The following is a 25,091-nucleotide window of genomic DNA, read 5'->3' as shown; positions in this document are numbered from 1 at the left end:
CCGATGGAAACCTATTCGGCTACAATGAATCGTATCGACGCGTTGACCACGGATACGGCAGGGCCAAGGCCCGCCCCAACTTTCCCTCTGGACCGGGCGCTGAGACGGCGTGCCGATCCTGACGGATCTGCGGGAGGATTATAGCAGCGTGAGGGGCAGGCTGGCTGTTGCCGCCGCGGCGCGTTTTGCCCGTGAAGATCGAACCGGGGTGGGCGTTCCATCGAACAGGACGCCCTGTCGCTCGGCGGCATCGATTTGACGACAAGCGAGATCGAACCATTTTGGATCGATCTCAATGCCGATGAAGCGCCGTCCGAGGCGCATGGCGGCGACGCCGGTGGTGCCGGAGCCCATGAACGGGTCGAGGATTGTTTCACCGGCGTCGCTGGTCCATTCGACCAGCCAGTCGAAATGTTTGAGGGCGCGTGAGCAGGGGTGGCCGTTGGTCCTGGTGTCGGCCGGCTGAGCGGCGGGGGCGCGGCTGGGAACGAGATTGCGGCCGCGTGCCGGGCGGATCGGATCGCCGAACCAATAGGCGATTTCATCGCGGCCGAGTTTGCGCCCGACGAAGGCGGGGATGGTGTAGGGTAGATGGATCAGCCGGAAGAAGGGCAGGGCGGTCGGGACCGGTGCCAGAAACCGTGGGTCGCTGTCACCGCGCAGTACGACGACCAGGCGCGTGGGTATCCGCATGACCCGCATGGTTTCCTGCCAGAGACGGGGCGGATCGTCGCTACCGGCGATGAGGCCGGTAGGGCAGTTCGGCCAGACGGGATCGGTGAGGATGGTGTCGACGGCTCCGATCTGGGTCAGGACATCAAGCGCGTTACCCCGATAGAGGCTGGCGCGGCCGATATCGACGCGCTCGACGGGACCTGACATTGCGGCAGCTCAGAACGTGGAACTGAAGGCCGATGTTTTCGTGCCGGTGGCCCAGGGGGCGGCTTCGTAATCCGGGCGGGTGAGGGTGACGCTGGGATCGTCTGGTTTGACGATGGTTTGCCCGCGGTTGAGGACTGGCGGCTCCCAGGTGGCATGGGTGCTGCCATAGGGGCCGTAAGGGTTGAAATAGGGATCGGCGACGGGGCGTGCGGGCGGGGCGTGGTAGTCGGCTTCGGTCTTGATGTTACCCGAGGCGCAGCCAGCGAGGGCGGTGCAGGACAGGAGGATGGCGAGGATGGAACGGCGCATGGTGATGATCTCCTTGGATGGAAACCACCATGGCGAGGTCTATCGCCAGTGGACGCATGTTTTTTCGGGCGTGTGAAAGATTTGTTTAGATGGGACCGGAACAAAAAAGGAGCGCCGTTGGGGCGCTCCTCTCGGGAGTTCGCTGACCGGCCTTACCAGTAGCCGGGGACGTCGTAGGGATCGCCCTCTTTGATTCCGAGCAGGCCGCGGTAATGCCGGTAGGCTTTGAGAAATTTGCCGATCTTCTCGACGTAGCCGAGCGCGTTTCGTTCTTCACGCTGCAGTTTGAACTCGGTCTGATGCAGTTTCGTCGTCATCTGTGCGATTTCGAGATCCTTCTCGGCGATCACGCAGTCCTTTCTGGCGACGACGGCCTCGAGATTGAGGCCCTGCCGGTGCTGCTCGTTGATGAGCGCCTTCTGCCGGTTAAAGTCCTCGACCAATGCATTATACTTGTCGATCAGGTCGTAGAAGCTGGCGGGGTCGACCTGAGGCTGAGCGTTCTGATTCCTGTTTCTCCAGGCAATCATCTCGTCGAGCCGACGCTGCGCTTGCTCAGAGGCGAGCATGCCGTTGATGCTACCCAGTTGCATTGCCATGTAATCACTCATAGCCAATACTCCTTTCACTCAGCCGGCGGTATGACTTCTGTGGTCGCCGCCAGGGTAGAATCAGCTTCGGCAGCAGCCCCGCCACCACCCGATCCACCAGGATTTGGTTTGTTATATGGCAAATAGCCGCCCGGTGTCATCCCGTTATTTCCAGAACCGCCATATCCCGTTGCCAGATTGGCAATCTGGTAGGGTGCTTTCCCAGCGACCCATCTTGTTGCACCCTCAGCACCCCCAAACGTCGCTTCCCGGGCGAATTGCATACCATCGACCCGATCCGCCGGTTCGAGATTGCCCCAGCGCATGATGTTGGTGACCATCGAGATCATTCTGAACGACAGGATCGCCAGCGTGCTGAGCATGATCACCATCATCGAGACCATGACCATGAGCCCGAATAAATTGGTCACCACATTTCCCTGGTTGAACACAAAATCGGCCGCCAGCGTGAACAGGTTGAAGATCAGCCAGGATCCGGCGGTGAAGATGAAGTAGCTGAGCATCAGGCCAAACAGCATGACGACGGGGCGGAGCATGATGTTCAGGAGCATCTTGTAGCCGTAACTGGCATTAGCTCCGTGGAAACCGTCGCCCCGGTAGGTCATGTGTGCAAGCAGGAAGACCGGGACCGCGATCACGCCCTCGCATACCAGGATCAGCCAGTTGATCACCTGGGCGATCCAGAGAGCCAGCGGGATCATCGGGATGACATAGGCCAGCATGAGGCCCTGAAAGATCAGTCCGATGCACACAAAATAGATGAGGTTGATCAGACGGCTTAATACGCCAGTGACAGCCATCGCCGCTGTCGCTGCTGCGCCGACTTCGTCGCCGGCGAGGGCCTGTCCGCCGACCGCCGCGAGCGTTCCGAGTTTGGTATTCAGCAGAGCGGAAAGCCCGATCGCGGAGATACCGGCCTCGACCATGTGCTGGCCGAGATTGATCATCGGCACGAAGGGATCGGACCATTCACCGTTGGTCGGCAGCACGGCGGTTGCCATGAAGTTCAACAGCCGACGGTTGATGCCGATGGCATCGAACACAGTGTTGATGACCCCGAGCCCGCTCGAGGAAGGGCGGTTCCCGATCAGGGCGGTGGGCGGGGTTGCGCCGGCATCGACATTGGTGTCGATCTGCATCTCGTTCAGGAATCCGGTCACAGGCGGCATGTATTGGGCGAGGTCGGACTCAAGATCGGCGGGGAGTCCGCGCCAGCTGGGGGGTGCTACACTGGCCGTATTGTCGAGGATGCTGAGGTTGCGGCCGTTCATCTCGGCGATCTGGATGAAATACGCACCGGCGCCACTCCATCCCAGCGCCTTCATCTGATTGAGGTTCTCCTTCTGGATCGTGCTCTGTCCTTCCTCCTTCACGACGCTGGACGCGGCCTTGGTGAGAGCGCTCGAATAGTCTGACGTTGCTGTGGTCATGACGTTCATCAGACCGGTGAGGAGCTGGGGATTATCCGACTGGAAATAATTGGCGATGATCGTCGAGACCTGGGGCTGGATGTCGCCGTAATACACTTTGTCGAGGGCTGCCTCCTGATCGCTCGCGATGTTCTCGGTGGCGTTCAGCGCTGATCCGCTGGTGGGCGCGGGGGTGCGCAGGGTAATTTCGCCGCAAACCGGTGTTCCCATGCCATCGCCGCTGGCGGCAGCGAAGGGATAGAGCAGCGTGCCGCCAGTGCCGACGGATGGATTGACGAAGGCATTGAGTTCGGGGCCGATGTACGGGATTCTGCTGATGGCGCTGCCGATATTCGAGGGGATACCCCATTCGCTGCCGTAGGAACTCTGCCGGAAGATCGGCGCGGGTTCGGAAACGATCGGCTGTCTAGTGGCCGAGCCGGACACCTCGTTGATGAGATCCCGACATGCCTCGTCTTCCACCATGCCGGCGACGATGCGCTGGGCGTTCGGGACCTGCGGTGCCGTGATCGGCAGCGCGCCGGGGCCGAGGGCCGTCAACCCGGCATCATAGACCAGATCGGCGATGCCGACGCCCCATTGGGCGATCTGCACGACGGCGGCTTGTCCCACGTTGAACCCCCCGGCCACCGGAAGGATCAAGATCGCGGCCATTGCGATCCGGGGTGCGACCCAGGAGCTGGTCCGTTCGGAAAGCACTTCGCCGGTTTCGGCACCGCGATGGATTTCCATCAAGGTTGCGTAGGCGAACCAGGCCGCGGCGATGAGGCCGACGATCCCGTTGAACAGGCCCATCATGGTGCCGATGACGGTCTGCTCGTTGCCGATCCCGGTCCCCGCGGTTGGGGTTCCGACCTGCTGGCCGGTGAGGTTGATCGGGAATAATTCGTTGACCACCCCGCTTGCCCAATCGTTCGGCGCATTGAGTTGCTGCCATGTGACCTGGGTGCCGGATTGGGTTGACCCGGTCCCAGCCCCCGTGCCCGCTGCGGCGAGGGCGGGCGCGGTGATCGTGCCTGCGAGCATGAACGCAATCAGGAACAGTCTCGCGATTTTGCCTGTCATTGGGGACTCTCTCTGCGGTGGGCCAGGATCGATCGGGATGGGATGGGGTGAGGTGGGATGAAGGATCAGCCTGGGCGCGGCCCCGGGCGTTGGTCGTTCTGCGGAGAGGGGGAGGGGTCGTTGGCCATTCCCGAGCCGAGGCCGAGGGCGGCGCGTGCGCGGTCGATGATCTTGATGATCGCGTCCCCGAGTTTCTCCGCCAGTTCGTCGATCATGCTCAGTCCCGAGGTCAGTCCCGGCAACTTCTGCAGAGATTCGAACAATCCTTTTTCGACCGGGGCGAGTTCCTTGTCGAGGTCGCTGATCTTTACGGCATTGGTCCGGTGCCATTCCTCCGCGCTGACCCTGCTCGTGGCGTAGTTTTCGAGGGCTTCGGTGGCCTGCTGGTAGGTGCCGGCGAAGCCTTGGGTTTGCTGGATCTGCGCATCGAGTTCCGAGCGCAGTTCGGCGTACTGGCCGCCGGGTTTCATGCCGGATATGACGTTCGCGTAGCCCCCCGGATCGTTTTCAGCGGCAGCATCGATCTTCTGACCGATGCCACCCATCATCTGCCGCAGACTGGTGATGGCCTGTGCCGCTGTCACGGCGGCCGCGGCAACATCTTCGACGATCAGGTCCCGCTCGATCCCGGCAACCGCCCCTTTATGATCGAAACTGGTATCGGCGTAGGGGGCTGGTTGGGTTGGCGCGGGTGCTGGCTCAACGGTTTGTGCGGAGCCATTGCTGGTGCTGGCCCGCGTGGAAGGGCCACGGAATAACGGTGAGTCCATCACCCGGTTGGCTACTGTCTCGAGCCAGCCGGGTCCGGAGGACGACGTGCCGGGCGTGACTTTCACGTTTGCCGTCGTGGCCTGCACGACCGGGCGCTGCGTTGCGCCCTGACCAGCTGATGCCGAGGCGGTCTCCGATGCTGCTGGCGCGTTCTGAGCTCTCGTCTCAGCCGTTCGGGCTTGGGCGCTCTCCTGATCAATGCGCGCCGATTGCCTTGTTTCAACGGTCTGGTCTGCTGATAAGGACTGCCGCTGTGATGTCTGGTTCAAGCTCTCGTCGAGGACACGTTGCTCGAGCTTGGCAAGCACCATGTTGTTGCCCGACTGAACCTGCGGCGGTTTGTTCTGGGCGACCTTCACCGCAAAATCCCGGATTTCGTCGACGGTGTCCTGGTTGTCGAGCCGGTTAGTATATTTCATGAGTCGGACCGTACTCGGGTCGCTCAACCCCTGAATCGTCACCGCGAGGGTGAGCAACTCGTCACGGATTCTGTCTCCGACGTTCGTTCTGACGCCGGTTGCCCGTTCGGTATCGGCCATCGCCCAGGCGATTTTCTGTTGTACCGCGGGGTCGTCCAGTGCGCCCGGCTGCTTCGCACGTTCTGTGATGTCAACTATCTTCTGGGAGAGGTCCCTGCCCTCTGCGGTGTTGGGCAATCTTGCCGCGCTCTTCCCAATCTCATCGAGCACCTGCTGATACGGGTTCTGGCTTGAAGGGGAGGGGGCGGCACTTCGCCCACCGGCATCCGCGGCGATCGAGCGTTCGACGTCCCGCCCCGCGCTGAAGGCCGCGGTTTCCTTTGCTTCATCGCGGGTTGCGTAGGCCCGGCTCCAATCGGAGGCGGGGAGGTCGCGACCATTCAGCGTCACCACACTCTTGTAATGAAAACCGGCCTCGCTCTGGCCGATATCGACGCTGAGTTTAGCGGTCTCGTTGACCGCCCGTGGCCGGCCGCGTTCGATGGTCTCGATGTTCAAATCGGCCTGTTTCGTCTGGGTCTGGTCTGCGGCCGGGCGGCGTGGTTCGGCTGTGCCGTCGTTTTCCGGGGCGCGTGTGATGGTGTCGCGGGTGAGCATGGCGTTGAAGTCCTTTTGTCCGTGGGAGGGGAAAATGCGGTCGGGCACGAAGTTGGCGGTGTGACCGATGGCGGCGATCCGCTCGGCGAGGGCGTTGCCCGCTTCTGTGGTGGGGGTGGCGACAACGATCGAAAGGGTATTGGGATCGATCCGGTCGATGTAGGCCCGCAGGGTTGCGGCCGTTTCCCGCCCGACGGTGCCGCTGACCGCGGCATAGATCGTGTCGTTGCGCATGCGTTCGATCGTGGCGAGGCTCATGGCCTCGATCGGGGTGTCGGCGACGACGATGCGGGTGGCGTTGCCATTGGCGGCATCAAGGGTGAACAGGGATTTGGTTGCGTTTGACGCAAAATTCCTGAACTCGGGTCCTTCGGCATCCCAGCCGGTTAACTCGCCGGTCGGGTTGCGGTGCGCGGCCCAGACGGTGGCTTTCGGCCCTTCGCGCAATTCCTCCTGAGCGATCGCGGCCTGTACGACAATCGGATGGATACCGCGCTGTTCGGTCAGCCAGGTGTGGGCCGGGCTTCCTTCTTTCAGTGGGTGGTGGGTGACCCAGAGCCTTGTGTAGCTGCTGCGCTTGGCGGCGTCGGGCGCCGCGGGTGTTATGGTGATATTCGGCGGCATGGCGGCCCGCGCCCGCTCGAGATCCGCCGGAGCGGCCATGCCGGCGACCGAGGCCCGCCGTGCCGGGAAGGAGGCAAGGGCCGGATCGAGGTAGCCGACCAGATCGAAGACATCGCCCTTGGTCGCCGTGCCGGGCACGAAGAACCCCTGACCGTTGTGGGTGGTAACGATGGATGGCGCGCTCGGCGGCGCATTTCGTTCGCGCCAGACCAACGCGTCACCGCCCGGGTTGTCGTCGGTTTGCCAGCCGGCTTCTTCCAATACGTTCGGACAGGGGACGGCGGCCTTCAGGATCTGGTTTTCGGTTTGCGCGTTCATGAGCCGGTCCCCGAATTCGCGGCGATCTGCGGGGTGGGCAGGGTGGCCGATGAGGGCAGCAATACCTGAGCCTTGTCGGCAAGGAGGCTGGCGAGGAGGAGGTTGGTCTGTTGCTGGGATTTCAGCCGGTGCAATTCGATGTAGTTGCTCTGGGCGAGTTCGTCGGCGACCGAGATCAGGACGGCCTTGGCATTGGGATCGGATTCGAGGGCGGTGTGCCAGGATGTGCTGCTTTCTCGGCGATCGACGGCGAGGGTCAGGGCACCGAGCCAGGACGCGGTCTGGGTCTGGGGCATGCCGAGCGCGGTCTGTTCTGCCTGTTGGCTGGCGGTGAGTTCCACGCTAGGGGTGCGGGTGGCCTGAATGTCTGTGGCGACGCGCCGGGCCAGCGACATCTGCGCGTTGTATTGCCGGCGTTTGACGATGGCGAACTGCCCGCGGAGCGAGGTGAGGGCAGTGCCGCGCAGCGCGGCTGGCGCATAGGGTTCGATCAGCGTCTGGCTGTAGTCATTGGCGGCGGTGGCGGCTGTCTGGTTTGGATAGGTTTCAACGCCGAGCAGGCTGGCGGCCGCCTGGTCGGCATCCGGGTCCGGGCTGAGACCATTATTGCAATGGAGCCCGGCGGCGATGTCCTGTGGCGAACAGTAGCGCATGTCGTGCAAGGCGTTGATCGAGGCGACGCCTTCACTGATCGAGTTGTAGGACGGATCGCCCGGGGCGGCGATCGTCACGGGATCGGTGACAGATTCGATATCATTGGCGATGCTGCCGGTCTGATGCGATCCGACGACGATCGATTGACCGTTGGTCAGTGCGTTGCAGGCCTGCGGGGTCAGGACATGGTTATTCTGGATCGAGATGTCGTGGTTCTGCAGGTTCTGGGTGGCCTGGTCTGCCAGTGCGCCATCGACGATCTGCTCGTTGGCGCCGACCGCGGCCTTGGCGTAATTGGCGTTCTGGTTGAAGCCATTTTGCAGCGTCGTGCGCAGATTGCCGCCGCCTGTGCTGGTGTAGCCGAATTCGGATTGCAGCTTCCCCTCGATGGCGTTCTGCATGTTGGTCACGTCGGTGCCGACCGAGACGACTTTGCTTGCGACCGCATTCACCGCTGCGATGAGTGCGGCGACGCTGGTGCCGAACAATGCATGGGCCTTGGGCGGTTGGAGGACCGTGGCACCGAGAAGGATGCCAGCGCCCGCGGTGGCGAGGAGCGATGTTTTGAAACTATGTGCCATTGGCTGCACTCCCCTGGGTGGGCTGCGGAGGGGGATACCCATCCGGCATGAGAGACGTTCCGTTGACGTAGATACCTGTGGTCTCACCAAGACTGGGCGATCCGGTGACGTCGAGCAGATTGGCGCCGCCCCCTCCGAAGGAGAGTTGCGGGCAGAAATTGCCGAACCCCGTGGTCCCGAAGCCGCCGATCTGGAACCCGGAGATCGAGATGCCGCACTGGCTGACCGAGGAGGTTGCGTTCTGCCAGGCCTGATTGACGCTGGCGCAGATCTGCCCCTCCACATCCTGAAACAGGGCGGTCAATGTGCTGGCACTAAACATCGAGGTCATCAGGTTGAGCCCGACGCCGTGGAAGAAGTTCGACAGACAGGTCAGTTGGGTGACGGGCTTGGGTGCGGTGAGAACATTGGAATCGGCGGAGATCTGGGCCGAAGCGCCGGCCTGTGCCCCGGCGGCCATGGCAGCGCAGCCTGCCGTCTGCTCGGCGGTGGATGTTGTGGCTCCTGTGGCCGCCCTTGCCGTGATGGAGAGGGGCAGGGAGATGGCGCTCGCGATCAGGAGCGCCGCTGGAAAGCGCGTCATGGGTGTGTCCTGTGATTGTAAGGGTCCTGGAGGGGTTGAGAGGCCGTTGCGGCGGTCAGTGCCGCGATGCGGATTGGCTGGGTCATTCGCTCGATGGTTTCGGCGCGGCGAATCAGGGAGATCGTCTCGCGCATCGTCCGGCCGCGATGGTCCGGGTCAGCGTCGATCATCGCGCTGATGATCCGCTCGCCCATATTATCGGGCAGGTGTTCGAGGAAGATCACCAGGGCGGTGCGACGCTGCAGGTCGAGCCAGGCGAAGCCGGTCAGCAGGTGATCGAGCGTCTCGGGTTCGAGAACGAGTGCGGGGAGGGTGTCGGGCGCTGTCGTGCACACCGCGGTGAACAGATTGCCCACCTCCCGGACCTTGGACTCGACTTCCGGCGTGTCGGCGAGGATCGTGCCCGGGGCGAGGAAGATCTGCGGGTAGCAGCGGATGATCCAGGCTTCGACGGCGTGGCGTTCGAGCGTCAGTTCAGGAAATAAATCAGGCATGAGCGGTCCTTTCACGCGGAGCGTGGCGGGCGCTATCGCAAGTGCAAAGCGAAAAAACGCGTAGTCAGGTTTTTTGTTTTATGGTGATATTTGCTGTGGTTTTGGTGGCATTCACGTGCAATCCCAGCGGGGCGAGCGCGGTTGCCAGCGTGGCAGGCCAGGGCAACCCGCCGCGCCAAGAGCAGGGCATGTCGCGATCGATGCCCGTTCCGAATTGGACGGTGACGTAAGGTGGAACGATGAGCGGCAATGCCGTTGCGAGCGGGATCGCAACACCAAACCCCTGGACGATGGGATATCCGGGATGGCGGGGCGGCAGCGCAGGTGCATTGGCGGCACGCGATGGTCGAACGACTGCTGACCCGGCCAGCGTTCCATCAGTCGCGCTCTTTGTATTGGCGGCGATGATGACGATGTTGGCGCGGGCTGGCTGGATCATTGGCGTGACAGCGCCAGCACAAGCGGCAACAAGCGCGATCAGGGCGGGATTGGTGGCGAGATGTGGTGTATTGGCCATGTCGGGTTCCTTTCAGGACTGACCCGGCATGGCGGCTGCTATCGCCACTCGGAAGAATTATTTTATGACGAATACCTATGCTTATTCGCAACAAAAGAATCCGAACGCCCGAACCCCGCAATTATTCGTTACGATGTAGTTTCATTACACACACTTGTGATAATTCCCAGGTGGCTTCACCGTCATGATTTTGTCGCTATCTGTTGCGATTAACGAACATTACAACGCCAAATTGCGATCGGTAGCTGCTTTGACGTAGCCGAACCTCATGTCGCGATCGAATCTTACCCCGTAACCATCTGTTTCGCGAGTCCGACACCGGAATGATCATGGGCGGACGCCGGACGGTGACCGCGACTCAAATCATGCGCTCCGAAGAACTTTTTTAGATAACGATAACAGCCCGTCAGTCATAAATTCCAGCTAATAATCGATAAAATTGACCGCTCGTTGCGGTATCGTTCCTATAGCGCAACTCGATTGTACCGCGATTCCGGGGCACCGAATATTTGTGCTTGCGTTTCACACTCTCTGTAGGGGATGAATTTTTTAATTCCGGTCTATTCCGACCGGCCGTGGAGGCTCGTATGTCCATGGCTACGATCCAGACTATGAATTCTATCGATGCGGTGCGCCCCGAGTGGGCGTTTGAAGGCCAGGACCGGTCACCCGCAGGCCGGTTCATATGGAATAACGGCGTTCGCGCGATTTCATCAGCAGAATCCGTGGCGATTCTGGAGGGGGATGCGCCGCGGTCGAATCACTCGGTTGCACCGGAACCGACGCCAGTTTCCGCGACGACGCTATCTGATCGGCAGGCGTGGTGTGTCGCCCTGCAGATGATCAGACGATCTGCGCACCAACCCGACCGCGGTCCGGGACGCCATCAGATCGCAGCGTGGGTTGGGCTTACAGCCGAGCATGTCGTAGCGATTGCGCAGGCCGAGGGACTCACGCCACCTCATGACCGGGCACTCAGGCATTATAAATCTGCACGGTATCTCTCGCATTCCGACCGGGCGTTGATCGTCGAAAAATTCGTGGCGGCTACGGATATTGCTGACATAGCGGCGCTGGTTTCGCGAACCCGCCCGCAACTGTTGGGCGTATTGCGCCGGATGGGATTGCCCTACGGTCGCAATGGCTCCATGCGCGCGGCACTCCTCGCTGAAATCGCGTCGTCCGCGCAGCACTCCGATGCAGCTGTCGGTCTGAGATGGTCGCCACCGGTGCCACAACCGCAACCATCGCCGATTTCTCCAGAAAAAACCTCGCAGTGCCCGGAACGCCGACGCAAACCCGCGCGTCGCCGCAGGAAGTCGCCGTCTTCAGGGCGGCCGCGGAACTCTCAATGTCCGTCTCCGGTCTATTCGCCGGCACGTGCCGATCGGCTCTTGTCTTCTTTTGTGGCTCAGGTGGGCGCTGCATTGGACTCACAATCCAAGGCTCGGCTGCAGATGGTGGCGGAGACGGTCTATCGGGCTGCGACCAATCCGGATTTTCGCATTGTAAAACCGCTGCGCGGCATTCCGACGCTGCTGCGTGAATGCTTCTCCGTATTATATGTCGCGGGGGTCAGCCCCGAAGGATGCGCGCGGATCACCGGCACCTCGCGTCATGTCGTCGCGCGGACCTTCAGCAATTACGACGGTGTCGCCGCTTCCGAATTTGGGCGGTCCAATCGGTCGACCTGGCCCGAGCCTTTGCGACCGGGTTTTGATCTCGCGCAGATAGGCTCGTCCTACGGCGCGCAGCATTTCTGCATCCAGAAATGTATCACATCCGGGATTCTGTTCGCCGTGCGCCGGACCGAGATCGCGAGCCGGCGCCGCTCGCCACATGTTGTCGTCCCCGCGCACGGGTTTGAGGGGTACGCTCTGTGATATCGCAGATTATACCAACGGCTTCTTTAATTTTTGAATTCTGCATTTTGTCCTTTGGACTTGCGATAGCGGCTGCAATTCTGCCCGTGACACTGAAAATCCCTCGGGAGATCCATTGATGAGCGACGTGACGGCAGAGCGAGATTTGGGCGTGCCCCCAGAGGCGGCAGCATCCTCGCGGCAGATCCTCAATCCTTATTTTCTGTTGGCCCGCATTCGCAGCCTCGCCACGTCGAACACGCTTCTCGCGGTCGCCGTGGCCATCCTCGCTGCTTGCCAGGCCTGGACGCTCCTGCATCCAAGACAGGAGATTTTCTTCGGCACATCGCGCAGTGGCAATCCGATCCAGTTGTTTCCGCTCAATCAGCCGATCTATGCCCAGAGCCGCGTATTCCGGTTCGCAACCGACGCGACGGATCAGGCCTACAGCGTGAATTTCGTGAACTACCGCCACCAGTTCACCCGCGTCAGCCGAAAATTCACGCCCGCCGGATGGCAGGCCTTCGCGGCCAGCTTCATCCAGGAACATGATTTCGAGCGGATGAAATATTACGATCTCGTGGGCAGTGCCGTGCCCACGGCCGGGCCGTCGATCAAGAAAGAAGGCGTCGTCGGGTATCGATATACCTGGGAAATCCAGTTCCCGATGCTCGTGACCTACCGGAACGAGCGGCGGCACTACACCGAGACCCGGATGATGACTGTCTATGTGGTCCGCGCGTCGCTGTTCCACCATCCATCCGGCCTCGCGATCAGCCAGATTATTTCAGCACCGATGGGATGATCCACATGTATTCCAATCCTCGACGCAAGCGCACCGCTCTGCTCGCCCTGTGTTCCTCTATGGCCCTGATATCGAGTGTTCCGGGTCTCGCATGGGCGCAGAATGCCCAACCGGTCAACGGACAACTCTCGGGTGCGGCTCGGTCGGTCACCCCGGCGTTTCTGCCACGGAGCGGATCGCGCCATCCGAATTTTTCGGCAGCAGCCCAAAACGCGATCCCGATCACCCCGGGGATGATCCGTTCCCTGCAGCATCGCTATGACCGCGTCTCCAAGGCGATCGCGGATGCCCATACCTCGCCGATGGCGATCCCGGAGACCAACACCGTGGTCATCGGTCTCGGGCCGCAGTCCGTCACCAATATCATCGAGACGGCCTACGGGTTTCCGACAGCGGTGGCATTTCTCGATAATACCGGCGCACCCTGGCCGATCGCGTGGACCACGAACTCCAATCCCGCACCCGGCTCCCCCACGACCAAATCCGATACCTGCGTCAACGGCGGCAACCCGGCGACCGCCGCGACCGCTGGCACGGCGATGCCGGCGATCGTGGCCAGCGGGTTTGTGGTCTGTGTCCCGTACAAGGGATCGAACGTCCTCGAGATCACCCCGCGTTCGCGCTATCCGCGCGGCGGTTTGCTGGTCAATCTCAAAGGTGCATCGGCACCGCTGACGTTTCTACTCCTCACAAATGCTACTCATTACGAGGCACGGCTCGACGCCGAGATCAATCGGCGTGGCCCCGAAGCGTCAGCCCAGGTCTACGTCCGATCCAACGCCCCTGAGACCGGCGCGCCGGCGCTTACCGCGATGCTGAATGGCGAACCGCCCGCCGATGCGGTGCCGCTCGGGATCATCGGCGCCTCGCCGGAAGCGATCCGGGCGTGGCGGTATCGCGGCCAGATCTACATCCGCACCCGCGACAAGATCCTCTCACCGGAATGGGACGGCTCGGAATACGGCCCCGATGGTGTGGGCATCTACGCCCTGCCGAATACCCCCGTGGTTCTGATGGCGGGTGGTGGCGGCCGGACTTTCTCGGTTTCTTTCAAGGACGATTGACATGGCCGCGAGATTTCCCATCCTCGACCAGCTTCGTACCGGTGTTTCTTCTGTCGGCAAGCGCAAGCTGCTGATCGGAGCCGGTGTGCTGGGCGTCACCGCGATCAGCGCCTACGCGGTGGTCAAACCCAAACCCAAACCACCGACCAGCGTCGTGGGGTTCGTCCCGAAGCTCGGCCATGGGGGCGGGACGCGAAACAATTCTCGGTCTGCCTATGATCAGCAGCTGATGAAGGATCAGGATGCGCTCAAGGCAAAGAAAGCCGGCGCCCATGGGGGAAGCTACGCGGGTCCGTTCGGGAATGCCGTAGCCGATCGTCCCCGGCAAATGCCCCAGCGGGCCGTTGCCGCGATCGTCCCGGTCGCCCAGACATTCACGCCGCAACCGGGCGCCACGCACCCATCGACACAGCCATCGACACAACCAACGCATCCGTTTGCGGCGATGACCCGTCGTCATACCGATCCCACACCGAAGTCGGTCGCTTCGTATGATCCGTCCCGCTATCAGGCCTATACGGCCCAGATCCGGTCGCTCATGGGGCAGATGAACGGACCGGAACCGGCCACCAACGTGATCATCAAGCCGGTTGTGGCGAAGGACCCACCTCCCATGCCGGTCAGCGCCTCACGTACCGACCCGGCGGAAGCCTCCGGCAAAATCCCCTTCGGCGTTCCGCGAGATCGCCCGAAGGTTCTCATCCCGGCAGGTCATGGCGTCTACGGCGTCACGAAGCTGGGAGTGTCCTCGGATCAAGGGGCAAGTCCGGTCGAGGTCCAGGCGCTGTCCGGGCCGATCGCGGGGGATGACATGCTCGGCTCGTTCAGCCGTGAAGGAGATCGGCTTGTGATCAAGCTGACCTCGATCACCCTGAAGGACGGTGAGCAGGCATCGATCAATGCGCTGGTCGTGACGCCCGATACGATGCGCACCGCGGTCGCGACCTCGGTGAACGAGCATTATGTCGACCGGATCATCCTGCCGGCTGCTGCGGCGTTCGTCGAGGCGCTCGGCGGCTCGCTCGGCCAGAGCGGTTCGGTGGAGCAGACCTCACCGCTGGGCGGGCTGACCGTGTTCACCCACGTCAACACCGCTCAGGCGGTCGCTGCCGGGTTCGGCAATGCCGCCGGCACGCTCGGCAACATCATCCAGCAGACCGCGCCGAAAGGCCCCACGGTCAAGCTGGCCGCGGGCACCGACGTCGGCGTCCTGTTTCTCTCGCCTTTGAAGGCGTCCACGCCATGACCACGAGTACCCCGCCGCTCACCGGCCCCGCCGCCATCAATCCGCATGTTTCCTCAATTTTCCTGAAAGGCCCCGCCATGTCCGATGCAATCTCCGATGCGCCGCTCCCGCGGACGCCGATCTCAACCCCAACCGAGCCGGCCGCGCCGCCCCGCGCGCGCAAACGCGATACCATCCTGTTCGCCACGACGGCCCTCGTTGTCGCGGGGGTTACCGCGGGCTTCATTCTGCGCCACCGGATCGAGCCACTGGTCGATCCACTCATCGCCCATCTATTCCATCGCCACGTCGTCACCCCCACGATCCCAACGCTTTCGCTTGCGACGGAAGCTCCTCCAGTTTTCTATCCCCGGCATGTCCACAAGGTTGATGGGGGAAAGACCTCGTCAGGGGTTACCCACACGACCCCGCACGACAAGACCGACCCCGCTGCGGCTTCGAGCGGACCGGCCGATCTGGCCGCCAGCAGTGGTGCGGCGAAACCCCCCATCGCGATGCAAAAATCTCATCAGGGGGACCATCCGGCGGGTCTTGCGGGGTCATCCTTGAAAGCCCTGGTCGATCTGCAACCGGGATCTGCGGCAGAAGCGGCGCAGCACGCCACCGACCGTGCGGCTTCAGCAGGCACGATCAAATCGACGGCCAGCGCGGTTCAATCTGCTTCAGTCCGGAAGACGTCCACCCTGGCCCTGGCGCTCCGCGGCGGGGCGGATGACGTTTCGGCGCCGCCCGGCCCGGTCACCACGAACCATCAGCCGATGATCGCAACGCCTCATCCGGCACACTCGGTGACGACCGCGCCTGGTTCGGTACCTGCGGAGACAGCGGGACATGAGACGGTTACGCCAAACCTTGCGGCTAGCGCCGTCACGCCCGCGCAGACACCGACATCCGTCATCAACGCCCTGCTTCACCCACCCGCCCCCGTAATTGCCATGCCGACAAACCACGCAGTCCAAGCGCCGTCGGCGACGATCTTGCCCTCCCCACCGTCTGCGCCGGTGAATACCGGTGGTCCCGCGACGCTGGTGAAGATCGCGCATCCGGTCGAGGCCGCAACCCATCTGGTTGCCAGCCCCCTGACCCCGAAATCCGAGATCCCGGTCCTCTCCATGGTGTCGCAACTCGGCGTGCTGGTGGCACAGCTCCGCGATCAGAACGAGGCGCTGGCGCATCAGGTCGCGACACTGCAGGCAACGACGACGCGGCGCCTGGATAGCTTCAGTCGGACTCTCCACCTCGATCAGGCGAAAAGTGCCCTGGCGCTTGCGGTGAAGCCGGCCGAAGCCCCCCGCGCTGCCATCCACCCGCATATCTTCCAGTCGCATAGCGCGGTCCCGGCGGGGACGATCACGGCATCGAGCTACCGCATCGAAGCGGCATCGCCAGGTGTCGCGATCCTCTCCCATGATGGTCAAATCGATGAAGTCTCGGTCGGGGATGCCGTTCCGGGTGTCGGTCGGGTGCTGGCGGTGACCGAGGACGGCATGTCGTGGGTAGTCCGCACGACGCACGGCGTCATTCGGTAGGCGGGGAGCCGGCCAGTGCAGGGATTTCTCAACCTGGCGGACGCGATCGGTAATGCGATCACCATCATCCTGCCCGCCCTCTGCTACATCATTGGCAGCAGCCTGTTCATCCTTGGTGGCTACGGGTTGTGGCAGTCGGCCAAGCCCGGCTCCTATTGGGCCGGGCACAAATATCTGCCGTTCCTCGCGCTGTTCATCGCGAGCTGCTTTCTCTCGTTCGATCGTATCCTCAACAAGGCGGAGGCGTCGTTCGGCGGGTCCGTCCAGTTCGGCCTCACCTCGCAGATCACGTCCTACACCTCATCGACCGCCCCCGGCGTTCTGGGCACGACCCCCGAAGCGACCGTGCTCAACCTGGTCATCATGTTCGTCGGCTTTTTCATCCCCTTCGGCGCGCTGATGGTCTTTCTCGCGGGGAACAAGGTCTATGCGGTCGGCAAGGGCGAGCGGCGCGGCGGGTACTCCGGTCCCGCCATCCAGCTGATCTTCGGTCTCGGCCTCATCAACATCGTCACGGTGACCCAATGGATCATGACGAATTTCTCCTGACCCACGGGAGGCGGGCGCTTCCGGCATCGCTTCGTCCTCCCGTGAGCCCCTGGTGTCCGGTCTCTCCGGGCATCCAAATCACAACAGCGTGTACCCCGCATTTTGTTCGATCCACTTGCGATGCAGATCGCTCTCCTGTCGCCGGGAATTGTCCCTCTCAATCACGGAGTGTTTTCATGACCAGCCTTTTCAAGCGTCAATCCGGTCCGGTCGATGACCGTGCCGGGTCCACCACCCCGACCATCGCACCAAAGTCCCGCCCGGCACTGCGCCGGATCCTCGGGGCTGGTGCGGTGGCCATCGCCGCGATCACGTTCGGTCACGGCATCGCCTTCGCGGCGGGCACCGCGCCCACCGCCGTTACCGGCGGCATCGGCGCGCAGGCCGCGGCGACGTCCGGCGATCTCTCCTACGGCTTCGGCTTCGCGCTGGAGTTCGTCAGCTACTGCATCGCCGGCATCGCAGCCGCCTATGCCGCCTACACCTTCTGGCAGCACCACAAGAACCCCAACGGGCAGCACAAGATGAGCTACGCGTTCGCGTCGCTGCTCGCCGCGGGGTTCATGGCGGGTCTGCCCAGCATGGTAGGCAAGTCGGCCGAAACCGTCACCGGTGGCGTGGCAACCGTCACCGGCCAGACGGCGCAGCTGACCTACGGCAACGGCGCTGGCGCCGGCTGATCGGAGCGGATGTGATGGCGCGTCTTCAGCACCTTATCCCATCGGTCTGTCGTCCCGCCCATCCGGCGGCGCTCGATCGGGAGGATGCGGGGACGCGCCTATCCGTCATCGCGGATGCCAGAGGCGTCTGCGCCATCTGCCAGGCGAGCGGCGGATGGCTCGATCTCTATTTCATCGACAGTGACGCCATGAATTTCGAGCGCGGCAATCTCGTAGCGGCCTGTCCGCTATGCCGTGCATGCCAGGGCCTGCACCGATCCCACGCGGCGGTCGAGTTCCTGCCGGTCTGGGCACCGGAGATCCCGCAGTGCGCGATCAACCGTCTGACCCGGCTGCTGCATCAGCGTCTGATCATCGCCGGCGAAACCCCGGTGATCGACCAGCGGCACCGGCCCGCGCTCGATGATCAGGCAACGCGGGATCTGATCTCGACCTATCTCGCCCTGGCCAATCGAAACGCACGTCTCGGGATCATCCTCGGCGGCTATCCACCGACCGCGCGGGATCTGGTGACGCTGTTCTATGCGGCCGATCCGGGGCGCGGGATCTGCCCCGCAAAGCTGAGTGCCGGGCTGCGACTGCTGCCGCTCGGGCGCTACGTGGTCGATGGCACGGATCGCTATGCCGAGGCGCTCGGCGTGCAGCCGCCCGCCAAGGGCGAGGCCCAGACCAATACCAACACCGAGACCGATAACAAGACAAATACTGGGACCAACATCAAGACTGCTCAGGAGGCCGTGTGATGCAAACCACCGAATTCCATTCAGGAGTTCGCCGCAAATTCGCCTTCACAGAGTCTGTGAGGCTGTAATGGCACTATCCGACAAGATCCTCGGCGGTATTTTCGGCCTCTTCAGACAGCCGCTGGTTTCCTACTGCGATCTCGAGACCGTCGATGGCTCGTCGCTGCTGACCACCAAAGGCGAGTATATCACGCTCATCGAAATCCACGGCTCGCGGCGGATGTTCAACGCCGGCGACGTCGACGCCAAGGTCGAGAAGCTGCGCCTTGACATCCAGTCGGGCTTCGAGTTCCAGGGACACGGGCTGCAGGCCTGGTTTGCCACCGATCCCGGCCTGATCGTCGAAGCGATCGCAACCCATCTGGCCGGTCCACGCGCCACCGCGCGCGAACTCGATATCAATCTCGATGACATTTTCAACGAGCGCGAACGGGTGTTTCCCAAGCTGATGCGCTGGGAGCGGTGCTTTCTCGTCGTCTGGTCGCGCCGCGCCCTGTTGACCCGCGATGAGGAGAAGATCGTCTCCGCCGAACAGACCAAATTGGCCGATGGCGCACCCTCGCTCACCAACACCCAGAACATCTTTCTGGCCACGGATCTGCTCGCGACCAAACACACCGCCTTCGTCGCCCGGGTGGTCACGGCGTTGCGGGGGATCGACGTCGCCTGCGACGAACTCGATCCGCGCGACGCCCTGCGCTGTATCCGCGAGGCGATCGGGCAGACCACTGAGCCGCACTGGCGGGCGATCCTGCCCGGTGATCCGGTTGCCCCTCGGTTGCCCGACGGCAAGCCGAAGAAGGGGCAGGTCGATTTTCTACTGTGGCCCTCGCTGTCATCCCAGCTGCTCGCCGATGATGCCGAGACCGAGGGCATGCGGATCGTCACCATGGGGGCCTATGAATGGACCACGGTCGAAGTCACCGTCGGCCCCGAGGATGCGCGGTCGTTCTCCGAGCTGGTCGCGCGCATGGCGGCATCGAACATTCCGTGGCGGATGTCGATGTGGGTGGAGGGCGGCGGGGCGATCCTCGCGGGGCTCAAATCGGGCATCGCGACGATGCTGGCGTTCGATCCGACCAACCGCGCGGTGATGCGGGCATTCCAGAACCTCCGCCACCTGAAGGAGACGACCGCCGAGGTGACCGTGCGCTGGCGTTGTTCCTTTGCCACCTGGGCACCGCGCGGCGAGCGCGCAACGCTGCGCCGTCAGGCGGCGGTACTCGCCCAGCGCGTCCAGGCCTGGGGCAATTGCAATGTCGGGCTGACCGCCGGCGATCCCCTCGAGGCGCTGATGGGCAGCGCGCTGGGCCTGGCCTTCGGCTCGACCGCCCCCTCGGGTACCCCGCCGATCTCGCAGGCGCTGAGGATGCTGCCCTGGGGCCGCCCTGCGTCGGCCTGGCGCAAGGGGAGCGTGCTATTCCGCAGTCCGGATGGGCGGATCGCGCCGTATGACCCCTCCGGCTCCGGGCGCGGTGCTGTGTTCACCCTGATCGTCGCACCGCCGCGCTTCGGCAAATCCACCCTGGCGAATGCAATCAACCTCGGCCTCTGCCTGTCCACCGCGTCGCAAGGCACCCTCGGCGCCCGGCTGCCATTGATCGGCAAGATCGATGTCGGTGACTCTGCCGAGGGGTTCGTCCTACTGCTGCGTAACGGCCTACCTGTCGAACGGCAGAACGAGGCGATCTATGTGCGGCTGCGGTTCCGCTCGGGCTATGAATACAACCCGTTCGATCTGCAACTCGGTTGCCGTCATCCGCTGCCGCTGGAACGCTCCTTTCTGATCAATTTCCTGTCGCTGGCAACATTGTCGCAGGATGCGTCGGTGGGCTTCGAGGGGATGAACCAGTTCATAGGCCTCGTCATCGATGAAGCCTTCCGCATGTTCAGCGATATCGGCGAGAACGTCACCCCGAAAGTCTACGTGCCCGGCACGGTGCCGACGATCGATGCCTACCTCACCACCAATGCCATCCGGATCGAGGCGACCCATCCCTGGTGGTGGGAGATCGTCGATGTGCTCTGCGCCCGTGGCGAATACGAATTGGCCGGTCTGGCCCAGCGTCATGCGGTGCCGATCCTCGAGGATCTGATCAGCGCCGCGCGCGCCGATCGGATCCGGGGGGATTTCTCATTCAGGGGTAAGGAAACCAGCGAGACCCTCGCCGAGATGTTCGAGCGCTACATCAAATCCCTGATCCGCGAGATCCCGACCCTCAACAAGGCGACCAGTCTGGATTTCGGGCCGGCCCGGGTGATCGTGCTCGATCTGCAAGAGGTCGCGCCGAGCGGCAGCGCGGATGCCGATCGCAAGACGGCGCTGATATATATGCTGGCCCGCCACATCATCGGGCGGAACTTCTTCCTGCATCCGGATTATCTGGTCCATGTCCCGGATGCGATGAAAGCCTATCACGCGCCGAGGTTCCGCGAGTTCAAGGAATCGGTCAAGCGGCTCGATTACGACGAATACCATCGCACCAAGGCGTCACCCTTCGTGCGCGCCCAGGTGGTTCGCGATCTGCTCGAAGGGGGCAAGCACAACGTCCAGATCGTCGTCGCTTCGCAGAGCATCGAACATTTCGACGATGATCTGATCAGGAACACCAACGAGCAGATCGTCCTCGGCGCGCGCGACGACAAGGAACGCGAGACCATCATCAAGCGGTTCCAGTTATCGGAGGCCTCGGCCTTCGTGCTGCGCAACCGCTTGACCGGCCCCGACCGGAACGGAGGTGGCGCGCCGTTCCTGATGGTCGCCGAAGTCGATAACGCCAAATACGAGCAGATGATGGTCAACAGCCTGGGGCCGATCGAGCTCTGGGCGCTCAGCACGACGCCGCTGGACGTCCATCTGCGCACCCGGCTCTATTCCATGCTCGGCCCTGCCGAGGCGCGCCGGCGGCTGGCCCTGGTGTTCCCGAACGGCAGTGCCGAAGGTGAGATCCGTCGCCGGCGCGATGAACGCCTCACGCGGGATGCCGATCAGGCGGTGATCGAGGCCGGGGTCACCGACGAACTGGCGCAGGATATCTACGATGGTCGTGGCATCGCGATCATGCTGCGCGGCTTCGAACCGCAGCCGGTCCGACAGACCTACCGCGAGGCCGCCGAATGACCCGCGCCAGCGATCGCCTTACGGCCGAACGGATCTGGCGTCCGCAGGCCCAGACATCGGCGTCGGTCCGGTTCACAACCCGCTCCGCCGAAGCCCTCAGCCGATGGCTCGATCGGCAATCACAGCCGGCCCACAACGCCAACCAGGCGCTCAACATGGCGTTCGAAAGTCTGGACCCGGTCGTCACCGACATGGTGACCGATACGCGTGCCACGATCCGCCAGCTGCGCAGCGATCTCGATGACATGAAACGCCGGTTGGTCGCCGCGGAAATCGGCCTCGATGAACTTGAGCGAAAGGTTGGCGATCATGGAATGTGAACGAGACATGCCCCTCGAACCGGCAGCCCTTCGCGCTCAGCCAGCGTTCACCCGCTTGCCTGCCGCGGTCCCTGACGTGAAGCCTGCCAGCTCGGCCAGTTCGAGCACCGTGGTCGCCTCGACCAGGTCGGCCGCCTCTTCCACCTCGGCCATCAGCGCGGCACGGGCGGGTGATCTGTTCGATCTGCTGATCGCGGGCACCACGGCGGGCGGCGCGGCCGCGCTGACCTGGATGGCCTACAACACCGCATTCGATGGTCGATGGCTGCTACGCCTGCCCCACGCCCCCTACAGTCTCGAATTGCTGGGCCTCATCTTCCTCGCCTTCGGCGGGTTCCGGATCGTGGCCCTCGCTTATGATCGCTCGGAGTCCGGCGGCATCCTGCACCGGACCCGCGAAATCGAGCGGTGCCAGGGCCGGCTTCACAGCAATCCGGACAATCTGGCGTCATGATCTCGATCTGTCCGCAATCCGGTCCCGCCCCGGTGATCCGCTTCATCGAGGACGCGCGGGTGACGCTCGGGATCAATGTCTATTATCTCGCGAGCAAGCCGGTGCTGCGGGCGATCAAGGCAGACGTGCGGCGCGGTGTGAAAACCTATGTCATCGTGGACGGCGAACCCTATGGAATATCCCGATCCCTGGTGTCCCGCGAGCTGGCGCATCTCCGGGCCACCGGCGCGCATGTTCATGTCGCGCCGAAGCGCTTCGAGGGCAGGTACCGGTTCGATCATGCCAAATACGCGGTCAGCCATGGCGAGGTGCTGATCGGCTCGGCGAACTGGGACGCTTCAGCGTTCCACCATGACCGCGACTATATCGACCGGACCGCCAGCCCGGCTCTGGTGGCAGCCCTAGAGCGGATTTTCCGGGCGGATTGGTTCAACCTTCCGGCAGGTGATCAGGGCCGGACCAGCGCGCCGACCCTGGTGGTATCGCCGGGCGCCGAACCGACCCTGGCGCGGGTGATCGACCAGTCGGGCCACGTCGATATCGAGGCCGAGGAACTCGGCGATGATCCTCCGATCATCCGGGCGATCGAGGCGAAGGGGCCGGATGCGCGGATCATCTTTCCGATGACACTCTCCCGGTCGGACCGCGATCGGGTCGCGGCACTACAGCGTCACGGTGTGCACGTCGGGTTCCTGCCGAAACATCCGGTCTATCTGCACGCCAAGATGATCGTGGGGTCGCAGGCCGCGTTCATCGGCTCGCAGAATTTTTCGCGGGCGAGCCTCAACGCCAACCGAGAGATCGGGATCATTCTGTATTCCGGGCGGGACCGGGCCGCGTTGCGACGGCAGTTCGAGATCGACTGGCACAACGCCGTCCACCTGCACCAGCCGACATGATGGAAGGAAACACCATGACCGACATGTTCCTTGATGAAATCTGCCGCTTGCGTCTGCCGCCTGTCCGAAAAACCCGAAAGGGGTTGGAACCGCTATTGAGCCGGATCCTGCTCGGGTTCAGCGCGGCGATGATCCCGGCGCTCTGTTTCTATCTGCCCGGCCTGCTGATCGGAAAGGCGGGCGAGACAAAGTCGATCATTCTCATGCTCTTTGCCGTGACCGCGGCGGTGGTCGCCTTGTTCCAGAGCTGGTGCGCACGCCTGCGCTGGACATCAGACCGACCGGTCGGGCTCGTCAAATCGCTCTCCGTCGATTGGGAGGTCATCGCGATGGTGCCCGTCCGTGATCTCGCCGCACTGGAACTCGGGCTGGTCGAGGATCCGGCGATCGCCTTCGAGCAGGCCCTCAATCTGTTCAAGGTGATGGTGCGTCTTCTCTCCAGTATCTTCGTCGTCGCGCCGCTCGCGCTGGCCTGGGAGATGCTGTTCCTGTTCGCTTTCGGCGGGTTGAAGATGCCCTTGCCTCACGCGGCGGTCACCGGATCGCAGATCATCCGGATCGGTGACCTGGCGCGCAGCCTGATGGCGTTCGACGCGCTCGTCGTTTCATTCGGTGCCGTGATCATGCTGGTCGCGGGCAAGCAGCCGAGCCGCCGGTTCGGGTTCCGCAACATCTATCGGGACCGGCGGGATGCCTATCTGCGCGAGCAGTTCTCTGTGTCGGACGACGAAGCGATCACGATCGCCACCCCGTCGCCCAGCTTCACGTCAGTCCGTCAGAGGTCGTTTTGATGATCCGGGCAGTCGTGGCCGACCGATCCATCACGAGGGCGCCGCTGCCCTGCTGCGATCCATGCCCAAGATTCCCCACCCCCCTGAAATGGCGCCGGCAATGAGCGGGGTTTCGGGCATGGCGGCGCCACCCCCGCCCGCTGATCAGGGAGGCAACGATGAACCCCGGCGCGCGCCGGCGACGCTCGCCGAACGTCTGCGGAAGGCGATCAACCTCGCACTGCCGCCCGACCGCCGGTACATCGGATATCTGGCAAGGGTGATGGGTGAGCCGAACTTCGATCGGTATCGCGCTGTGACGAACGGAACGGCAACGCTCACCGACCCGGAGATCGATTCTGTCGCGGCGATGCTGGGTATTTCACCCACCTGGCTGCGGTCCGGCGGTGGTAGTCCCTTCCTTGTCGGCACGATGCCGCTCTCGGACAACCCGATCGGCCTTGTCCGGTTCCTGGCTGGCATCGACAGCGCCGGGCCGTGGGGTCCGGCCCTGTCGGTGGTTTTCGTTGCCTGCGCCTATCCGGCCTATGGCAGCGTGCTCATCATCTGCGAGCACGAGGGCACTGCCCTCAACCCCCACCGCTACAGCACGATCAGGACCACGACCCGTCTGGACACGCCTGAGCCGGGAGCCTGGACATGGCAACCGGGGGCTCTGCTCCTCAACATGGCGTTTCTCTCCCGCCTGCATGTCCGGCACGGCGGCTATCGTGGTCAGGGATTGATGAGCATCATCGTCTCCGACGATACCTACGATGCCCTCTCCAGCGGGACCGCCCATCTTCGTGATCTGCCGCTCCTGATCAGCGATTCCAAATGGCATCTCGATCTGTTCGACCGGCAGCGCCTGCGAGATCGCGCGCTGGTGTTCCAGCATTGGCAATACTGGCAGACCTTCGGCCTCTGGACCCTCGATCATCTGGCCAAGGACCCGGTGCTGAAGCCGTGCATGGAGGGTTATCTCCGGGGCGATCACCCCGATTTTGGTCAAGCGGCTGCCCTGCTCGATGCGGGGCCGGCACAAGCAAGCACCCTGACCCGGATGTCCTATCTGCAACGCCATCCCGACCTGGTGACGGCTGAACCGCCGCCCTCCGGTCTGCTGCATTAGGC

Annotated in this window: 23 protein-coding genes; 14 read left to right on the top strand and 9 right to left on the bottom strand. The window is 63.1% G+C overall.

Annotated features, from left to right (window positions below; genetic code table 11):
* Window positions 1–138 precede the first annotated feature (138 nt).
* The 9 genes from BW994_RS14665 to BW994_RS14625 form a co-directional block, all read right to left on the bottom strand.
* Window positions 139–882, bottom strand: a complete 744-nt coding sequence (locus BW994_RS14665) for a DNA methyltransferase (protein WP_035228951.1) — start codon at window positions 880–882, stop codon at window positions 139–141.
* Window positions 883–891: 9 nt separating this feature from the next.
* Window positions 892–1,191, bottom strand: coding sequence for a hypothetical protein (locus tag BW994_RS14660; protein ID WP_029312021.1), 300 nt, complete (start codon window positions 1,189–1,191; stop codon window positions 892–894).
* Window positions 1,192–1,343: 152 nt separating this feature from the next.
* On the bottom strand, window positions 1,344–1,802 hold the full coding sequence (locus BW994_RS14655; RefSeq protein WP_029312020.1) for a hypothetical protein: 459 nt from the start codon (window positions 1,800–1,802) through the stop codon (window positions 1,344–1,346).
* A gap of 14 nt (window positions 1,803–1,816) precedes the next feature.
* Complete coding sequence (locus tag BW994_RS14650; protein ID WP_245801583.1) at window positions 1,817–4,258, bottom strand: DotA/TraY family protein; 2,442 nt, start codon at window positions 4,256–4,258, stop codon at window positions 1,817–1,819.
* A 104-nt stretch (window positions 4,259–4,362) separates the two neighbouring features.
* The gene (locus BW994_RS14645; protein WP_029312018.1) at window positions 4,363–7,086 is read right to left on the bottom strand and encodes a DUF3991 domain-containing protein; all 2,724 of its coding nucleotides are present in this window, start codon (window positions 7,084–7,086) and stop codon (window positions 4,363–4,365) included.
* Entirely contained in the window at window positions 7,083–8,321 is a 1,239-nt protein-coding gene (locus BW994_RS14640; RefSeq protein WP_029312017.1) for a hypothetical protein, read from the bottom strand. The genes BW994_RS14645 and BW994_RS14640 overlap by 4 nt, the downstream gene beginning before the upstream one ends.
* A complete protein-coding gene (locus BW994_RS14635; RefSeq protein WP_051657363.1) occupies window positions 8,311–8,904 on the bottom strand; it encodes a hypothetical protein in 594 nt (197 codons plus the stop codon). Before BW994_RS14635 ends, BW994_RS14640 begins: the two co-directional genes overlap by 11 nt.
* Window positions 8,901–9,398 carry a hypothetical protein gene (locus BW994_RS14630; RefSeq protein ID WP_029312015.1) on the bottom strand — a complete coding sequence of 166 codons (498 nt, stop codon included), beginning with the start codon at window positions 9,396–9,398 and terminating at the stop codon, window positions 8,901–8,903. The genes BW994_RS14635 and BW994_RS14630 overlap by 4 nt, the downstream gene beginning before the upstream one ends.
* A 64-nt stretch (window positions 9,399–9,462) precedes the next feature.
* Window positions 9,463–9,915 carry a hypothetical protein gene (locus tag BW994_RS14625; RefSeq protein ID WP_139334137.1) on the bottom strand — a complete coding sequence of 151 codons (453 nt, stop codon included), beginning with the start codon at window positions 9,913–9,915 and terminating at the stop codon, window positions 9,463–9,465.
* Between the two features lie 611 nt (window positions 9,916–10,526).
* Between BW994_RS14625 and BW994_RS19305 the strand changes: the two genes are divergently transcribed.
* The 14 genes from BW994_RS19305 to BW994_RS14555 all read left to right on the top strand — a co-directional run bounded on the left by BW994_RS19305 (window position 10,527) and on the right by BW994_RS14555 (window position 25,089).
* Complete coding sequence (locus BW994_RS19305; protein WP_139334136.1) at window positions 10,527–11,798, top strand: hypothetical protein; 1,272 nt, start codon at window positions 10,527–10,529, stop codon at window positions 11,796–11,798.
* Between the two features lie 118 nt (window positions 11,799–11,916).
* Entirely contained in the window at window positions 11,917–12,582 is a 666-nt protein-coding gene (locus tag BW994_RS14615; protein WP_081849095.1) for a DotI/IcmL family type IV secretion protein, read from the top strand.
* The gene (locus tag BW994_RS14610) at window positions 12,579–13,646 is read left to right on the top strand and encodes a DotH/IcmK family type IV secretion protein (protein WP_081849094.1); all 1,068 of its coding nucleotides are present in this window, start codon (window positions 12,579–12,581) and stop codon (window positions 13,644–13,646) included. Before BW994_RS14615 ends, BW994_RS14610 begins: the two co-directional genes overlap by 4 nt.
* 1 nt (window position 13,647) lies before the next feature.
* On the top strand, window positions 13,648–14,892 hold the full coding sequence (locus BW994_RS18920) for a TrbI/VirB10 family protein (RefSeq protein ID WP_051657361.1): 1,245 nt from the start codon (window positions 13,648–13,650) through the stop codon (window positions 14,890–14,892).
* Window positions 14,889–16,421 carry a hypothetical protein gene (locus BW994_RS14600; RefSeq protein WP_029312009.1) on the top strand — a complete coding sequence of 511 codons (1,533 nt, stop codon included), beginning with the start codon at window positions 14,889–14,891 and terminating at the stop codon, window positions 16,419–16,421. Before BW994_RS18920 ends, BW994_RS14600 begins: the two co-directional genes overlap by 4 nt.
* 15 nt (window positions 16,422–16,436) lie before the next feature.
* Complete coding sequence (locus tag BW994_RS14595; RefSeq protein ID WP_029312008.1) at window positions 16,437–16,970, top strand: hypothetical protein; 534 nt, start codon at window positions 16,437–16,439, stop codon at window positions 16,968–16,970.
* 176 nt (window positions 16,971–17,146) lie between these two features.
* Window positions 17,147–17,650, top strand: a complete 504-nt coding sequence (locus BW994_RS14590; RefSeq protein WP_029312007.1) for a hypothetical protein — start codon at window positions 17,147–17,149, stop codon at window positions 17,648–17,650.
* Window positions 17,651–17,664: 14 nt separating this feature from the next.
* The gene (locus tag BW994_RS14585; RefSeq protein ID WP_029312006.1) at window positions 17,665–18,393 is read left to right on the top strand and encodes a hypothetical protein; all 729 of its coding nucleotides are present in this window, start codon (window positions 17,665–17,667) and stop codon (window positions 18,391–18,393) included.
* A gap of 67 nt (window positions 18,394–18,460) precedes the next feature.
* A complete protein-coding gene (locus BW994_RS14580; protein ID WP_051657360.1) occupies window positions 18,461–21,514 on the top strand; it encodes a hypothetical protein in 3,054 nt (1,017 codons plus the stop codon).
* Entirely contained in the window at window positions 21,511–21,834 is a 324-nt protein-coding gene (locus BW994_RS14575) for a hypothetical protein (RefSeq protein ID WP_029312004.1), read from the top strand. Before BW994_RS14580 ends, BW994_RS14575 begins: the two co-directional genes overlap by 4 nt.
* Window positions 21,824–22,288, top strand: coding sequence for a hypothetical protein (locus tag BW994_RS14570; protein ID WP_217696469.1), 465 nt, complete (start codon window positions 21,824–21,826; stop codon window positions 22,286–22,288). Before BW994_RS14575 ends, BW994_RS14570 begins: the two co-directional genes overlap by 11 nt.
* Window positions 22,285–23,187 carry a phospholipase D-like domain-containing protein gene (locus BW994_RS14565; protein ID WP_029312002.1) on the top strand — a complete coding sequence of 301 codons (903 nt, stop codon included), beginning with the start codon at window positions 22,285–22,287 and terminating at the stop codon, window positions 23,185–23,187. Before BW994_RS14570 ends, BW994_RS14565 begins: the two co-directional genes overlap by 4 nt.
* A 14-nt stretch (window positions 23,188–23,201) precedes the next feature.
* Window positions 23,202–23,978: a hypothetical protein gene (locus BW994_RS14560; protein WP_139334135.1), complete on the top strand. Its 777-nt coding sequence runs from the start codon at window positions 23,202–23,204 to the stop codon at window positions 23,976–23,978.
* A 100-nt stretch (window positions 23,979–24,078) separates the two neighbouring features.
* Window positions 24,079–25,089 carry a hypothetical protein gene (locus BW994_RS14555; protein ID WP_139334134.1) on the top strand — a complete coding sequence of 337 codons (1,011 nt, stop codon included), beginning with the start codon at window positions 24,079–24,081 and terminating at the stop codon, window positions 25,087–25,089.
* The last annotated feature ends 2 nt before the right edge of the window (window positions 25,090–25,091 follow it).

Origin of the sequence: Acidiphilium rubrum, from assembly GCF_900156265.1 — a bacterium.
Classification (GTDB): Bacteria; Pseudomonadota; Alphaproteobacteria; order Acetobacterales; family Acetobacteraceae; genus Acidiphilium; species Acidiphilium rubrum.
Note: the sequence above shows the minus strand (reverse complement) of the source record. Positions and strands in the feature narration are given on the sequence as shown.

What these genes read in the sequence shown, in the direction of transcription:
- BW994_RS14665 (WP_035228951.1), bottom strand. Translation starts at nt 882, where the DNA reads ATGTCAGGTCCCGTCGAGCGCGTCGATATCGGCCGCGCCAGCCTCTAT.
- BW994_RS14660 (WP_029312021.1), bottom strand. Translation starts at nt 1,191, where the DNA reads ATGCGCCGTTCCATCCTCGCCATCCTCCTGTCCTGCACCGCCCTCGCT.
- BW994_RS14655 (WP_029312020.1), bottom strand. Translation starts at nt 1,802, where the DNA reads ATGAGTGATTACATGGCAATGCAACTGGGTAGCATCAACGGCATGCTC.
- BW994_RS14650 (WP_245801583.1), bottom strand. Translation starts at nt 4,258, where the DNA reads ATGCTCGCAGGCACGATCACCGCGCCCGCCCTCGCCGCAGCGGGCACG.
- BW994_RS14645 (WP_029312018.1), bottom strand. Translation starts at nt 7,086, where the DNA reads ATGAACGCGCAAACCGAAAACCAGATCCTGAAGGCCGCCGTCCCCTGT.
- BW994_RS14640 (WP_029312017.1), bottom strand. Translation starts at nt 8,321, where the DNA reads ATGGCACATAGTTTCAAAACATCGCTCCTCGCCACCGCGGGCGCTGGC.
- BW994_RS14635 (WP_051657363.1), bottom strand. Translation starts at nt 8,904, where the DNA reads ATGACGCGCTTTCCAGCGGCGCTCCTGATCGCGAGCGCCATCTCCCTG.
- BW994_RS14630 (WP_029312015.1), bottom strand. Translation starts at nt 9,398, where the DNA reads ATGCCTGATTTATTTCCTGAACTGACGCTCGAACGCCACGCCGTCGAA.
- BW994_RS14625 (WP_139334137.1), bottom strand. Translation starts at nt 9,915, where the DNA reads ATGGCCAATACACCACATCTCGCCACCAATCCCGCCCTGATCGCGCTT.
- BW994_RS19305 (WP_139334136.1), top strand. Translation starts at nt 10,527, where the DNA reads ATGAATTCTATCGATGCGGTGCGCCCCGAGTGGGCGTTTGAAGGCCAG.
- BW994_RS14615 (WP_081849095.1), top strand. Translation starts at nt 11,917, where the DNA reads ATGAGCGACGTGACGGCAGAGCGAGATTTGGGCGTGCCCCCAGAGGCG.
- BW994_RS14610 (WP_081849094.1), top strand. Translation starts at nt 12,579, where the DNA reads ATGATCCACATGTATTCCAATCCTCGACGCAAGCGCACCGCTCTGCTC.
- BW994_RS18920 (WP_051657361.1), top strand. Translation starts at nt 13,648, where the DNA reads ATGGCCGCGAGATTTCCCATCCTCGACCAGCTTCGTACCGGTGTTTCT.
- BW994_RS14600 (WP_029312009.1), top strand. Translation starts at nt 14,889, where the DNA reads ATGACCACGAGTACCCCGCCGCTCACCGGCCCCGCCGCCATCAATCCG.
- BW994_RS14590 (WP_029312007.1), top strand. Translation starts at nt 17,147, where the DNA reads ATGACCAGCCTTTTCAAGCGTCAATCCGGTCCGGTCGATGACCGTGCC.
- BW994_RS14585 (WP_029312006.1), top strand. Translation starts at nt 17,665, where the DNA reads ATGGCGCGTCTTCAGCACCTTATCCCATCGGTCTGTCGTCCCGCCCAT.
- BW994_RS14580 (WP_051657360.1), top strand. Translation starts at nt 18,461, where the DNA reads ATGGCACTATCCGACAAGATCCTCGGCGGTATTTTCGGCCTCTTCAGA.
- BW994_RS14575 (WP_029312004.1), top strand. Translation starts at nt 21,511, where the DNA reads ATGACCCGCGCCAGCGATCGCCTTACGGCCGAACGGATCTGGCGTCCG.
- BW994_RS14570 (WP_217696469.1), top strand. Translation starts at nt 21,824, where the DNA reads ATGGAATGTGAACGAGACATGCCCCTCGAACCGGCAGCCCTTCGCGCT.
- BW994_RS14565 (WP_029312002.1), top strand. Translation starts at nt 22,285, where the DNA reads ATGATCTCGATCTGTCCGCAATCCGGTCCCGCCCCGGTGATCCGCTTC.
- BW994_RS14560 (WP_139334135.1), top strand. Translation starts at nt 23,202, where the DNA reads ATGACCGACATGTTCCTTGATGAAATCTGCCGCTTGCGTCTGCCGCCT.
- BW994_RS14555 (WP_139334134.1), top strand. Translation starts at nt 24,079, where the DNA reads ATGAGCGGGGTTTCGGGCATGGCGGCGCCACCCCCGCCCGCTGATCAG.